The sequence below is a fragment of the Ruegeria sp. SAZA006 genome, from assembly GCF_059613465.1.
Window position 1 is genome coordinate 310,577 of the sequence record NZ_JBXWSO010000016.1, and the last position, 13,169, is coordinate 323,745.

The following is a 13,169-nucleotide window of genomic DNA, read 5'->3' on the forward strand; positions in this document are numbered from 1 at the left end:
GTCACCGTAGTTTGAACACCGTAACGAAACGGAGGATGCCCCATGGCTCGGGCCTTGGCGTTTTGCGCCGCTTTGATGATCGCAACCCCGGTTTTGGCTGAAACCGGGCACGAGGCCGTCACCACCTTTACTCTGGATAACGGCATGGATGTCGTCGTGGTCGAAGATCACCGCGCGCCCGTGGTTCAGCATATGGTTTGGTATCGGGCCGGATCAGCGGACGAACCGATCGGATCGTCAGGTGTGGCGCATTTCCTCGAACATCTTCTGTTCAAGGCCACCGATACGATGGAAGCGGGCGAGCTTTCGGCCACCGTTGCGGCCAATGGGGGCAACGACAACGCCTTCACCTCGTATGACTACACGGCCTATTTCCAGCGCGTGGCCGCCGACCGGCTGGAGTTGATGATGAAGATGGAGGCCGACCGGATGCGCAACATCCGGCTGACCGACAGCGACATCGCAACCGAGCGCGACGTGATCCTGGAGGAACGCAACCAGCGTACCGAGAACAACCCCCGCGCCCTGTTCGGCGAACAGATGAGCGCGGCGCAGTATCTCAACCACCGCTACGGCGTTCCGGTGATCGGCTGGAAGCACGAGATGGAGACATTGGACATGGAGGACGCCCTGTCCTTCTACCAGACCTATTACGCGCCCAACAATGCAATCCTCGTGGTGACCGGCGATGTGGACCCGGACGAGGTCAAAGCCTTGGCCGACACCTATTATGGCGTGATCCCCGCCAATCAGGACCTGCCTGAACGGGTCCGATCGCAGGAACCGCCTCAGACCGCCGAGCGGCGCCTGACCTTCAAGGATGCGCGGGTGTCGCAACCATATGTTCAGCGCAGCTACCTCGCGCCCGAGCGTGATGCCGGTGCGCAGGAAAAGGCTGCGGCGTTGTTCCTGCTGGCCGAACTGCTGGGCGGCAGCACCACGTCCTACCTGAACGAGAAACTCCAGCTTGAGCAGCAGCTGGCTGTTTATGCCGGGGCGTTTTACCGTGGGGTGTCGCTGGATGACACGACCTTTGATCTGATCGTTGTTCCGGCTGAAGGCGTGTCGCTGCAAGAGGCCGAGGATGCGATGGATCAGGCGGTGGCCGATTTCATCGCCGAAGGCGTCAACCCGGAGGATCTGGACCGGATCAAGATGCAGCTGCGCGCCGCACAGGTCTATGCCCGAGACAATGTCGATGGAATCGGCAACCGCTATGGCCGGGCGCTGACCAGCGGACTGACGGTCGAGGACGTGCAGGCCTGGCCCGACATCCTCCAGGCCGTCACCGGCGACGAAATCATTGCCGCCGCGCGCGAGGTGCTTCAGCCCGAAGCGTCGGTCACCGGTTGGCTGATGCGTGATGACGAGGTGACCCAATGATCCGTTTCCTTGCCCCTTTGATCGCCCTGCTGATCGCGCTGCCTGCCTGGGCCGAGATCAAGATTCAGGAGGTCACCTCGCCCGGCGGCATCCGGGCCTGGCTGGTCGAGGACCACTCGATCCCCTTCACTGCGCTGGAGCTGCGGTTCCGCGGGGGCACGTCACTGGACGATCCCGACAAACGCGGCGCGGTCTATCTGATGAGCGGCCTCCTCGAAGAAGGCGCGGGCGACATGGATTCCCGCACCTATGCGCGAGCGCTGGAATCTCTGGCCGCGTCGATCGGATACAGGGCCACCGATGACAGTGTTGCGATCTCGGCCCAGTTCCTGACTGAAAACCGGGACGACGCCGTTGACCTGCTGCGCACCACCATCCAGCAGCCGCGCTTTGATCAGGACGCGATCGACAGGGTTCGGGCGCAGGTCCTGTCCGGGCTGCGCTCGGAACAGACTGACCCCAATGACATCGCGGGTGAGACATTCGCCAAAATGGCCTATGGCGATCATGCGTATGGATCCAACGGCAAAGGCTCGATCGACAGCGTATCGGCCCTGACCCGTGACGACATCATCGACGCATACAAAGGCGTCTTCGCCAAGGACCGTCTGTATGTGGGCGCGGTGGGCGACATCACACCCGAAGAGTTGGGCGCGTTGCTGGACAATCTGTTGTCGGACCTGCCCGAAACGGGCAAACCGATTCCCGGGAATGCCGAGGTAACGATCCCCGGCGGCGTCACCGTGGTCGAGTTCGACACGCCGCAATCGGTGGCACTGTTCGGCCAGAAGGGCATCGACCGCGACGATCCGGATTTCTTTGCAGCCTACATCCTGAACCACATCATCGGCGGCGGCGGCTTTGAAAGCCGCCTGATGCAGGAAGTGCGCGAAAAACGCGGCCTGACCTATGGCGTCGGGACCTATCTGGTGCCCAAGGATCTGGCCTCGGTCTATCTGGGGTCGGTATCCTCGGCCAATGACCGGATCGGGCAGGCTATCGAGGTAATTGGCGACGAATGGCGGCGCGCCGCGACCGAAGGTGTAACCCAGAAAGAGCTGGACGATGCCAAGACCTATCTGACCGGTGCCTATCCGTTGCGCTTTGACGGCAATGCCCAGGTCGCGGGCATCATGGTGGGCATGCAGATGGAAGATCTGCCGATCGACTACATCGCGACCCGAAACGACAAGGTGAACGCGGTGACGCTGGACGAGGTGAACCGCGTCGCGGCCGAGCTGCTGGACCCGGACGGGCTGCATTTCGTGGTTGTAGGCAAACCCGAGGGGCTTGAGACCACGAACTGACGCGAAGGGCCGGCAGTCGGCAGGCCTTTTGCAAAACTCCCGACGAGCGGTCATTCAGCGCCGCTCGCCCCGGGACCCCGTGATCCGGAAGCGTGTGCAACCTCTGGATCGTCCGCGTATCCGGCACCCGTTCCGTAAAACCGGTACGGTGTTCACGATCATGCGGATCCACCGACGGGCTTGTTTCACTTGATGGACAGATGTCATCATGAAGCGGAACTATTTTCGCGGGTAAGGAAGAAGGGATCCTTGATGCCCTATAAGTTCTGGCATTCGAAGTTGACCGACCCTCCCATCCACGTCCCAGCGATCGGACTGCAGTTGTTTGTCCGGATACCGCACGACACCACCGACGAGAGTATATCGGTCATAGAGACCATAAATGAACCGGGGTTTGGCCCGCCCCTGCACCGTCACCCACAAACTGAAATCTTTCGCGTTTTGGACGGGCAGTATCTCTATGAGTGCGATGGAAAGCGCTTTGTTGCAGAGACAGGGGACGTCGTAACGATCCCCGGGGGCGCCGCGCATGCGTTTCGGAACCTTTCCGACGGGCCGGCGCGGCAACTGGTCATGATACTGCCATCCTTAGACACGGTCGCCTTTTTCAACGGGCTGGGAGACATTATGGCAGACGGAGTTCCCGACCGGGACGTGCTGAACGCATTCTCCGAGAAATGGCAGATCGAGTTTCTGGGGCCGCCCCTGCAGCTTTGACGTCAGTCCAATTTGCCGCGGCCGCCAAAGTTGGCGGTTGCGTCAAGCATTCACCGGGTTTTCGCGTTTCTTTTCCGGCCAGAACTCATCCACGACCACGTAGGCTATGATGACGAACAGGGCCGCGCTGGCGACTTGCAGAACGCGAGTGATGCTTTTGACATCGGCCTCGTCCGAAAACGGTGAAATCGACCCGCCGTAGACAATCAGGACTGTCGTCAGGGCCGATCCGGCGGCGGCGGCCAGCGGGATCTGGGATTTGCCGAGCGCGCCCAGCGTCACGCAGGCGAAAAAGCACAGAAGGATCGGCGTGAGAATGACCGGCGCGATGACGTTGACTTCGTAGCAGATGATGGACGCAGCTGCTCCGAGCAGGTTTGCCGTCAGCATCGCCTTGGCCACGGCTTTACCGGCAGCAGGCATCGCAGCGAGTTGCTGGCTGAGAAGGGCCACAAAGAACAGAACCAACAGGGCAGACGCACCAGACACAAAAAATGCCAGGGCGAAAGGAACCGTGACAAGCGACATTCTGACGATACGCCGATGCTTGTCAAAGTCAGCGGCGGATGCGGCTTTGGCCTGCGTGGCGTTCTGGGGGGCGGCCGGAATCAGCGTGAACATCAGCGTCGATACGAAACCGGCAAACAACAGATTCAGCGGGATCCAGAATACAAGCACCAGCGCCAGATCCTGAGATTGCAGAACAAGGTTGGGGATCATCAGCGCCCCCATCAGGGCGATGACGCCCGGCAGGACACCGGCACCAGACACGGACCATATGAAGGACAGGATTATCCCGATCGCCACCAATATCAGAAACACGACCGGATAGGGCGCGAAAACCGATGAAAGCAGGAAAGAAACGAACATCAACGCAATCGAGAAGATGAACAGTTTCGCAAACGCGGCCAGCGGTAACGCGGTAGGTGCCTGAAGGAAGAGCGCGGTGAACACCGCGCCAACAACCGCCAATGGCCACCCAAGGAAAAGCCCCAGAGAAAAGACGGCGGTCACACCCAGTGCAAGTCTGTAAACGGCGTTTCTGTCCTCAGTACGCATAAGAAAAGATCGAAACCAAACGAATGTATGTCCGACCGACCGCGTTCAGTATCCCGTTGTCGCTGAGGTACATGATGACATCCGCCTGACCGTTCAACTGAAACCTGAGATCGTCCTCTGCGCTTCCGGCCTCGTAGCCCGGCAGTATGATGCGCACGGGAAACCGTTCAGGTTCACGCAGAAAGCCTTTGGTGCTCGGCGGGCTTGCCAATTGTCCGGGTGTGTCGCCGCCACTCAGCGAGACGGCAGCGCTGAAGCTTTCGATTTTGCCCGGGATGATCTGACCGGGGTGCATATCCAGCACGACATCCACCGGAGACCCGACGGTGGCGCGCCCCAGATTGTTCTCGGTGAAATACGCCTCGATCCACACGTCCGTCGCATCAAGAAAGGTCAGCAGATCCTGGCCGGACCGGGCGTATGTGCCGGGCGCAATCAACAAGTTGGATATGACGCCCGTAGCCGGCGCGCGCAGTTCGGTCCATTCCAGATTGAGCTCTGCATCGGCCAAAGCCGCCAAGGCACGTTGGATTTTGGGATTCTCATTCCCTTCGTCCCCAAGCCTTTGCTTGGCCTTCTCCAGATCCGCTTTGGCGTTTTCATAGTTCGCCTCGGACTCGGCCAGCTGGCCTCGGGCATCGTCGGCTTTCGAGATGGAAATCAGCCCTTTCTTCTCGAGCGCGAAGACTCGTTCTGTCTGAATGCGCATCGTATCCAGATCGCTCTGCGCGCGGGCCAACTTGGCTTGCGCCGCACTTACCTCGGCCGAGGATGCGCCGACCTCCTGAGTGGCCGCCTCAAGGTCGGCCTGGGCTCTGTCGCGATCAATCTCGTAGGGTCTCGGGTCGATCCGAACCAGCAGATCGCCGGCCGAAACGATCTGTCCGTTTTCCACCAATACTTCGATCACGGTTCCCGTGACCTGCGGAACGATTTGGGTCGCCACGGCCTTTACCCGCGCATTCCCGGTGAACGGTGTCTTTCGATCAGCAACCAGATACCAGGTGAGGAAGATGAGAATGACGGCCAGTGTCGTCCAGATCGTCTTCCTCATTTTGCGGCTCCCTCGGCGGTGTCATCCGTCGCTGGTGAGGCGTCGATCCAGACCTTGAACAACTCGTAGAAGACGGCGAACAAGACCGGCCCCATGAAGATGCCGATCAGGCCATAGGCCATCATCCCGCCCAGAACCCCGATGAGGATCACGAGCATCGGTGTCTCCAGGCCTTTTGAGATGAAAACCGGCCGCAGGAAGCTGTCCATTATGCTGACGGGAATGGCCAGAACGGTGAAGATCAGCGCCGCTCCGCCGGACATGGAGCTCCATGCATAGATGACCAGCGGCAGAAGAACGAGGCCGGGGCCGATCTGGATGATCGAGAGGATCAGGCAGATGAACGCCAGCGTCGCGGCCGAGGATATCCCGAACAGCGCCAACAAGACCCAGACAACAACGGCCTGAATAGCAGCAACGCCGATTACACCCTTGGTCACGTTCCGGATCGTGGCCCCTGCGAGAGTGACGAATTCGCCGCCGCGTGGCGCAAATACGCGGTTGGCAAAGCGCTGAAGGCCCTGCACCAGATCCGGTCCGGGGCTGAACAGGGCGCCCATGATCACCACCGACAGCGCAAGGCCGAGAAGCCCGATTCCGATCCCCAGAACTTTGCCAAAGAGCGATTTGGTGATCTCGAGGATTTGCGCGCCGTATTTTGCAAGCGCACCATCCAGGTTCCGTTCGAACATGCCCCAGGCATCGGCAAGCTTGGCGCCGACCAGAGGCAGATCCTTCAGGCCTTCCGGCGCCGGCGGTATTTTCAACTCGCCCTTGTCAGCTTGCTCGGCAAACTCGGACCCCAGTTCCGCGGCCCCAGATACCGCCGTTGCGACCGGCCCCAGTGTGAGAAGCAGACCCAGCAAAACCAGGATCGTCGTTGCCAGCTTCTTCCGTCCCCCCAGCTTGGACTGAAGCCAATCGAAGGCCGGATAAAGCGCAACGCAAAGAATTGTGGCCCAGATGACCACGCTTGCAAGCGGGGCGACCATGACCAAGGCGCTGTAGAGAAACAGCCCGAGAAACAGCAACCTTATCGCAAGGTCGACAATCTTTGCGTCCTGAGTCTTTTCCATTCCATCCCCCTGGTATGTTTTTCCGTATGTTACACTCAAAAAAGTAAATATGTATATTTTTGAGCTTTTAGGGGATGCCCGGCAGTGCGGTGGTTTACTCAGCCCCCAATTTGCAAGCGGATCGTGGGGCGCAAAACACGCCGTGGCACACTTTGGTCAGACCCTATTTTTGCGGGGTCTCGTCGTCTTGGGACAGGATCGTGTCGGCCACGGTCGTGGCGGCGGTGACGAAGATACCCAGACCCACGATTATGTACGCCATCGTAAAGATCTTGCCTGCAGCGGTTTCGGGAGAAAAGTCGCCAAAACCCACTGTCGAGATCGTCACTACGGAAAAATAGACGGAGTCCAACCAGCTCCACCCCTCGACAAAATGGTAGAACACTGACGCCCAAAGGATCATTCCGACGGTGAAGGCGAGTATGCCTTTCACTCTGCCGTCCTTGAAAGCGACGCCTATCCCACGCGTTATTCTGGTCAGTGAATTCATCATGCCCTCATTCGCAAAAGAATTCACGTATAGCAGTAATTGGATGATTGTGTGAATCCAAAGGGTGAGTTGGCCAGGGCAATGGCGATTTCGTGGCCTGAGAAGGCGTGCGAAACATGTATTCCATTAACATGATGGATAAATGCTCTAGGGTAATCACATGCTGAATCGGGACGCTGAGGGATAACGTGCGAATAATTGTCAAAGGTGTCTTGATCTGTTGCGCGGTCGCGCTTGTGGTTTTTGCCGCGGCTTGGCTGTTTCTGTCGTCCGCTTTGTTTTCGTCGGTGCGGACCAGTTTCGTTGAGAACCTGATCTCAAAGAAGCTGGGCCAGCAGGTCTTGATTGAGGATGAGGTGCGTTTGGGCCTTGGCCGTCAGTTGCAGGTATCAGCAGCTGGACTGGTTCTGCCCGCAACGCAGAAGGCCGAGGCGGATCTGGCAGCGATTGATCAGATCGAGTTCGAAGTATCTGCACGGGACCTGTGGAACAGCCAGCTGTCGGTGAGCAATCTTTCAGTGTCGGGAGTTCATCTGAACCTGATCACAGACGAAGAAGGCGTGACCAACTGGCAGTCCTTTTCGCGCGCCGGGGCCGAAACCGACAAGACTTCGGAACGCCCGCCCCAGCCTTTGGCCGGAATTCTGACGGATCGCACGATCGACCTGAAGGATGTCACTGTACTTTATCAAAACGACCTGAACGGCATAGGACTGGATTTGCAGCTTCCAGAACTGGTTTTGCAGCGCGATGCCGAAACCGATGTTGCCTCGGCGGTCGGAGCGGGGTCGCTCAACGGTCAGAGTTTTGACCTGAAGGGCATGTTCCCGCCCCAGGACCCGTTCCAAGTGGCATTGAACTTTGATCAGATTTCGGTCGAAGCCCAACAGATTCCTGTGGAGACCGGCCTTCAGGTCAAGACGACCCTCGAGGTCGATCAGTTGGGTCAACTGCTCGATGTCCTGCAACTCAACCGCGTGTTGGAGGGTTCGGGCAGTGTTGGTGCAACATTCAAGCTGGCAGATGGCGTCGCACGGATTGATGACCTGTCTGTTCTGGCCGAGCTGGATGGTGGCCAAAGCCTTTCCGTCACCGGACAAATTGGGGAATTAGGCAATCCGGAAGATGTTTCTCTGACGACCCGCATTCGCCTGTATGCAGAGGATGCCGAGCCGGCTCCGGCTGCCTCGCGGTATGACCTCAAGCTTATCGCTGTGGATATGGTCATCGACAGTGTCCCGGGACAGGTCCCGCAACGGCAGATGGTCATCAAGACGAACGGTTTCACCTTGGACACCTCTGGTGAGGGCCCGCCGCCGATCAAATTCTCCGAGCTTGCCAGAACGCCCGAAGGCGCCCTGAGCGTGGGCAACATCAATTTGAGGATCGGAAACCCCGCCGATCCGTTTATCATTCTGACCGGTTCGGTCGAGGATGCGTTGCAGTTGCAGGGCGTATCCGCCGAAGGTTTGATTGATATTCCGGCAAGCAGTCTGATCTCGCCCGAACTGCTGGGCCCCGATGACCAGCTTGGCAGGTTTTCGGGAAACTTTCATTTGGACGGAAACATCGAACAGCTTGCTTTGACCAATCTGGATGGTCAGACAAGCGAAACCGAGGTCTGGAACCTGGAGGTGCACGGGTCCGTAGAAAATGTCCTCAAGTTCGAGAATCTGGATCTGGCGATCGATGTGGATGTTCCGTCGGGCGCGGACCTTCTGAAGGCCTTGTCGCTGGAGCCGGTGGACACCGGGCGGGCCCATCTTGAAATCGACCTAGTAAGTGAAGGCACCGATTGGAATGCCAATGCCAATGTCGAGGTTTCCGAGTCGGTCTTGAAAATCGCGGCGGATCTTGATGATGCAACAAGCGATCCCGTGCTGCAGGGGACGATCGAGAGCGATCTGATAAAAATCGATCAAATCAGGACCATCGTTCAGGCGGCCGCCCAACTGCGCAAGATAGGTGGTTCACCGCCGGAGCAGGAAGATGCCGAGAAAGGCGACGGTGACACAGGTCCGTTGAGGGATGTGACCCTCAAACCCATCGGGCGGGCCATTTTGCTGTCGGGTGTGAATGTAGATGTCGACATAGACCTGCGTCACATTGAGGGCGCCAAGGGCATCAGCAGCCTGCAGAGCGAACTGACCCTGGACGAAAACGAGCTACGGGCCGGACCTCTGAAGTTTGAATACGGAGGTGGTCATTTTGACGTAAGCGGGCAAATGGATCTTTCGAATGAGGCGCATTTGCTGACCCTGACCGGAAAGGCGGGCGGATGGCAGTTGGATGACCTTCTGCAAAACCTGAACTTCAAGAAAGGCGCCAGCGGTACGGTGTATGCAGATTTCTCGGTTACGGGGGGCACGGACACCGTCAAGCAATTCGTCGGCACCATGAGTGGCAATGCCACGGTTTCAATGCGCGACGGTTCGATCGAAACCCAGCTTCTGGATCTGGCCGGGCTGGGTATTCTTCCCTGGGTATTTACCAAGGAAAAACAGAAAGTGGCGCCAATCGTGTGCCTGCGCGCGCCGATCAGTATTTCGAATGGAAAAATCGAGACGAAACAGACGACGTTGGAAACAGATCATGTTCAGGTCGTCGTCTTTGGCGCTGTCGACCTGACGGACAAAGTGTTGGATCTGAACATCCAGCCAAGAAAAATCGGCGACCCACTTGCGCGCAGCCCGTGGCCGGTGACCCTGAGGGGCGCGCTCGCTGAGCCCAAGGTCAAAGTCAAGGATGGTCCGAAAAGGCTGAAGCGGTCGGATGGTGCAGACCAGATGCCGGCACAAAGAAAACTCTGCATCCCGGATATCTTGCAGTTGCAGTAGGGGCGGTTTGCCAAGCGGCCACGGCCCTGCCTGTGTTCGGCAAGGCCGGCCGAGCCTGTCGGACGCGGATCACCCCTTTTTCATGCTGCGCAGCATCTGCCCCATCATCTGGCCGAACTGACCCGAACCGCGCTGATACAGCGCCCCGTCCACGGCGAGAACCGTACCGCTGATATAGCTGGCCATGTCCGAGGCCAGAAACAGACAGGCGTTGGCCACGTCTTGCGGGGTGCCCCAGCGGCCCAGCGGCACGTCTCGGCGCAGCTGCTCGCCCGCGTCGGGGGTGGGGGCCAGACGCTTGGCGCCTTCGGTGCCTTCGATGAAACCCGGCACGACCGAGTTCACCCGTATGCCTTCCACGCCCCATTCCATCGACAGGGTGCGGGTGATCTGATCGACCCCCGCCTTGGCCGCGCAGACATGGGCCTGGCCCTCGTAGGGCAGATAGGATTGCGGGGCCGAGATGTTGATGATGTTGCCGCCGGGCCGTTTCAGATAGGGATAGGCGCCTTTCAGAACATGCACGGTGCCCATCAGGTCAATCTCGACCACGGTGCGGAAGGCGTTGACCGACATTTCCGCCATCAGCGCGGGAAAGTTGCCCGCCGCCCCCGAAACCAGCACGTCGAAATCACCGAGCGCAGCGTGGAATTGTTGCAGCCCTGCCGCGACCGCCTCGGCATCACGCACGTCGAAGGCCGCGCCGATGACCTCGGCCGCGCCGGCTGCCTTCAGCGCGGCGATGGTGTCGTCCACCTTCTCCTGCGAGCGGCTGGCCACGGCCAGTTTCGCGTCCGAGGCCGCAAAGGCCTCGGCGATGCCCCGATTGATACCGCTGGTCCCGCCGATGACGACGACCGTCTTTCCTGCAAAGTCCATGTAGAGCCTCCCACTTTGGAAGGGGCCCTACTCGCCGTAGGGCACCCAGATGTTCTTGATCTCGGTCGCAGCCTGCAGGAAGCGGCGGGTGTGGTCCATGCCCCAATCGAATGCCGTCGCGTTATTGACCCAGGTCCGTTTCAGGTTCCCGGCCGAGACGACCTCGATCTGCGCTGACAGGTCCGATGACGAGAAGGACCAGACCGCATCCACGTTCAGATGCGAGGCCAGCGGTTTGGCCAACTCCTCATGGCTGCCCGTCAGGATATTGACCACGCCTGCGGGCACGTCCGAGGTGTCCAGCACCTGGTAGAAATCGGTCGCCGCCAGCGGATAGGGCTCGGACGCCACCAGAACCACCCGGTTGCCCATCGCGATCGCCGGGGCCATGGCCGAGACCAGACCCAGCAGCGGCGCCTCGTCAGCGCAAAGCGCGCCGATCACGCCCACCGGTTCCTTCATCGCAATCGCCACGCCCCGGATCGGAACGCCATGCACCTGGCCGTCATACTTGTCGGCCCAGGCGGCGGCGGTGAACAGGCGCTGGATCGCGGCGTCGACCTCTTTCGTGCCGTCCTTGCGGCCGGTCATCGCGTCGATGCGATGCGCGAACTCGTCGGCGCGGGCCGAGAGGTTCTCGCCGATGTAATACAGAATCTGCGCCCGCAGATGGCCGGTGGTCTTGGACCAGCCCGCCGCGCCTGCCGCGGCCTCGACCGCGTTGCGCACGTCCTTGCGGTTGGCCAGACCCACATGGCCCAGCAACCCCGCCTTGCCCCAGACCGCACGGGAATAGCCGCCATCGGGCCGCGCCTGCTTGCCGCCGATATACAGCTTGGCCGTGCGGTCGACCGGATCGACCGGGCCGCCTTCGCCCGCGACGGGTTCGATCTTGGCCAGCGGCTTGGCTTTGCCCTTGGGCTTGGTATAGGCGCTCAGCCCTTCCCAGCCACCTTCGCGGCCAAAGCCGCTTTCGCGCACGCCGCCAAAGCCCGCGGCCGCGTCGAACAGGTTGGTGGCATTGACCCAGACCACGCCCGCGACCAGCTTGGGCGCGATGTCCAGCGCAAGGTTGACGTTCTCGGTCCAGACCGTTGCGGCCAGCCCGTAGCGGGTGTTGTTGGCCAGCTCGACCGCCTCGGCCGGGGTGCGGAAGGTCGACGAGACCAGAACCGGGCCAAATATCTCTTCCTGCATCAGCGGGTCCGAGGTCTCGAGACCGGTGATCAGCGTCGGCGGATAGTAGCAGCCGTTGGCGGGCAACTCACAGGCTGGCTGGTAAACCTGGCCCACCGCGTTGCCCTCGACCATCGACTTGATCGTCTGCAGCTGTGCCGGGTCCACCACGGCACCCACGTCGATACATTTGTCCAGCGGGTTGCCGATGCGCAGCGTGTCCATGCGGGCGCGCAGCTTGGCATAGAAGCGCTCGGCGATGCCCTCCTGCACCAGCAGGCGCGAACCGGCGCAGCAGACCTGGCCCTGGTTGAACCAGATCGCATCGACCAGACCTTCGATGGCACTGTCAATATCGGCATCGTCAAAGACGATATAGGGCGACTTGCCCCCCAGCTCGAGCGTCAGGGACTTGCCAGACCCGGCGGTGGCCTCGCGGATGCGGCGCCCCACGATCGTCGAGCCGGTAAAGGCGATCTTGTCCACGTCCGCGGCCACGATCATCTCGCCCACCGCGCCGTCGCCGGTGACGATGTTGACCACGCCCTTGGGCAGACCGGCCTGCATGCAGATATCGGCAAACAGCAGCGCGGTCAGCGAGGTGTATTCGGCCGGCTTCAGAACCACCGTGTTGCCCATGGCCAGCGCCGGGGCCACCTTCCACGCCAGCATCAGCAGCGGGAAGTTCCACGGGATGATCTGGCCGCAGACCCCCAGCGCCTGCGCGTCGGGCAGCTCGGCTTCCATCAGCTGGGCCATGCCTGCGTGATAGTAGAAATGCCGCTGCACCAGAGGAACGTCGATGTCGCGCGATTCCCGGATCGGCTTGCCGTTGTCCAGCGTTTCCAGCACTGCGAACAGGCGGGCATGCTTCTGGATCAGCCGCGCGATGGCATAGAGGTAACGGGCGCGGGCCGGGCCGCCCAGCTTTTCCCATTTGGGTTGCGCCTTGCGGGCGGCGGCCACGGCGGCGTCCACATCGGCTTGGGTGGCCTGAGTCAGCTTGGCCAGAACCTCGCCCGTGGCCGGGTTGCGGCTTTCAAACCCTTGGCCGGGCTTGGTGAAGGCGCCGTCGATGAAATGGCCGAACTTGTCGCCCTGATCGACCAGCCATGCCAGGGCCTCGGCGGCACTTTCCGGGGCGGGTCCGTATTCCATGGTCTCGAAAATCTCTTTGACTGTCATTGTTCC

Annotated in this window: 10 protein-coding genes; 4 read left to right on the forward strand and 6 right to left on the reverse strand. The window is 60.3% G+C overall.

From position 1 onward, the window contains the following. Positions 1-42 precede the first annotated feature (42 nt). From AC2FNZ_RS16680 to AC2FNZ_RS16690, 3 genes are all read left to right on the forward strand, one after another. The gene (locus tag AC2FNZ_RS16680; protein WP_496841305.1) at positions 43-1,383 is read left to right on the forward strand and encodes a M16 family metallopeptidase; all 1,341 of its coding nucleotides are present in this window, start codon (positions 43-45) and stop codon (positions 1,381-1,383) included. Next, positions 1,380-2,690, forward strand: coding sequence for a M16 family metallopeptidase (locus AC2FNZ_RS16685; protein WP_496841306.1), 1,311 nt, complete (start codon positions 1,380-1,382; stop codon positions 2,688-2,690). Before AC2FNZ_RS16680 ends, AC2FNZ_RS16685 begins: the two co-directional genes overlap by 4 nt. Before the next feature lie 252 nt (positions 2,691-2,942). Then, the gene (locus tag AC2FNZ_RS16690) at positions 2,943-3,407 is read left to right on the forward strand and encodes a cupin domain-containing protein (RefSeq protein WP_496841307.1); all 465 of its coding nucleotides are present in this window, start codon (positions 2,943-2,945) and stop codon (positions 3,405-3,407) included. 42 nt (positions 3,408-3,449) lie between these two features. On the opposite strand, the gene AC2FNZ_RS16695 is transcribed toward AC2FNZ_RS16690, so the two are convergent. From AC2FNZ_RS16695 to AC2FNZ_RS16710, 4 genes are all read right to left on the reverse strand, one after another. Further along, a complete protein-coding gene (locus tag AC2FNZ_RS16695; protein WP_496841308.1) occupies positions 3,450-4,466 on the reverse strand; it encodes a DUF2955 domain-containing protein in 1,017 nt (338 codons plus the stop codon). After that, complete coding sequence (locus tag AC2FNZ_RS16700) at positions 4,456-5,520, reverse strand: HlyD family secretion protein (protein ID WP_170406082.1); 1,065 nt, start codon at positions 5,518-5,520, stop codon at positions 4,456-4,458. The genes AC2FNZ_RS16695 and AC2FNZ_RS16700 overlap by 11 nt, the downstream gene beginning before the upstream one ends. After that, positions 5,517-6,596 carry an AI-2E family transporter gene (locus AC2FNZ_RS16705; RefSeq protein WP_496841309.1) on the reverse strand — a complete coding sequence of 360 codons (1,080 nt, stop codon included), beginning with the start codon at positions 6,594-6,596 and terminating at the stop codon, positions 5,517-5,519. Before AC2FNZ_RS16705 ends, AC2FNZ_RS16700 begins: the two co-directional genes overlap by 4 nt. A gap of 163 nt (positions 6,597-6,759) precedes the next feature. Continuing rightward, positions 6,760-7,029: a potassium channel family protein gene (locus AC2FNZ_RS16710; protein ID WP_254920200.1), complete on the reverse strand. Its 270-nt coding sequence runs from the start codon at positions 7,027-7,029 to the stop codon at positions 6,760-6,762. Between the two features lie 245 nt (positions 7,030-7,274). On the opposite strand from AC2FNZ_RS16710, the gene AC2FNZ_RS16715 reads away from it, so the two are divergent. After that, positions 7,275-9,923, forward strand: a complete 2,649-nt coding sequence (locus AC2FNZ_RS16715; RefSeq protein WP_496841310.1) for an AsmA family protein — start codon at positions 7,275-7,277, stop codon at positions 9,921-9,923. Between the two features lie 69 nt (positions 9,924-9,992). Here AC2FNZ_RS16715 and AC2FNZ_RS16720 read toward each other — a convergent pair whose 3' ends face one another. Continuing rightward, positions 9,993-10,802, reverse strand: coding sequence for an SDR family oxidoreductase (locus tag AC2FNZ_RS16720; protein WP_496841311.1), 810 nt, complete (start codon positions 10,800-10,802; stop codon positions 9,993-9,995). A gap of 27 nt (positions 10,803-10,829) precedes the next feature. Next, positions 10,830-13,163: an aldehyde dehydrogenase family protein gene (locus tag AC2FNZ_RS16725; protein ID WP_496841312.1), complete on the reverse strand. Its 2,334-nt coding sequence runs from the start codon at positions 13,161-13,163 to the stop codon at positions 10,830-10,832. Positions 13,164-13,169: the final 6 nt, after the last annotated feature.

Excerpts from the sequence above, each read along its gene's own strand:
- AC2FNZ_RS16705 (WP_496841309.1), bottom strand. The coding sequence starts at position 6,596 with ATGGAAAAGACTCAGGACGCAAAGATTGTCGACCTTGCGATAAGGTTG.
- AC2FNZ_RS16690 (WP_496841307.1), top strand. The coding sequence starts at position 2,943 with ATGCCCTATAAGTTCTGGCATTCGAAGTTGACCGACCCTCCCATCCAC.
- AC2FNZ_RS16685 (WP_496841306.1), top strand. The coding sequence starts at position 1,380 with ATGATCCGTTTCCTTGCCCCTTTGATCGCCCTGCTGATCGCGCTGCCT.
- AC2FNZ_RS16680 (WP_496841305.1), top strand. The coding sequence starts at position 43 with ATGGCTCGGGCCTTGGCGTTTTGCGCCGCTTTGATGATCGCAACCCCG.
- AC2FNZ_RS16720 (WP_496841311.1), bottom strand. The coding sequence starts at position 10,802 with ATGGACTTTGCAGGAAAGACGGTCGTCGTCATCGGCGGGACCAGCGGT.
- AC2FNZ_RS16695 (WP_496841308.1), bottom strand. The coding sequence starts at position 4,466 with ATGCGTACTGAGGACAGAAACGCCGTTTACAGACTTGCACTGGGTGTG.
- AC2FNZ_RS16700 (WP_170406082.1), bottom strand. The coding sequence starts at position 5,520 with ATGAGGAAGACGATCTGGACGACACTGGCCGTCATTCTCATCTTCCTC.
- AC2FNZ_RS16725 (WP_496841312.1), bottom strand. The coding sequence starts at position 13,163 with ATGACAGTCAAAGAGATTTTCGAGACCATGGAATACGGACCCGCCCCG.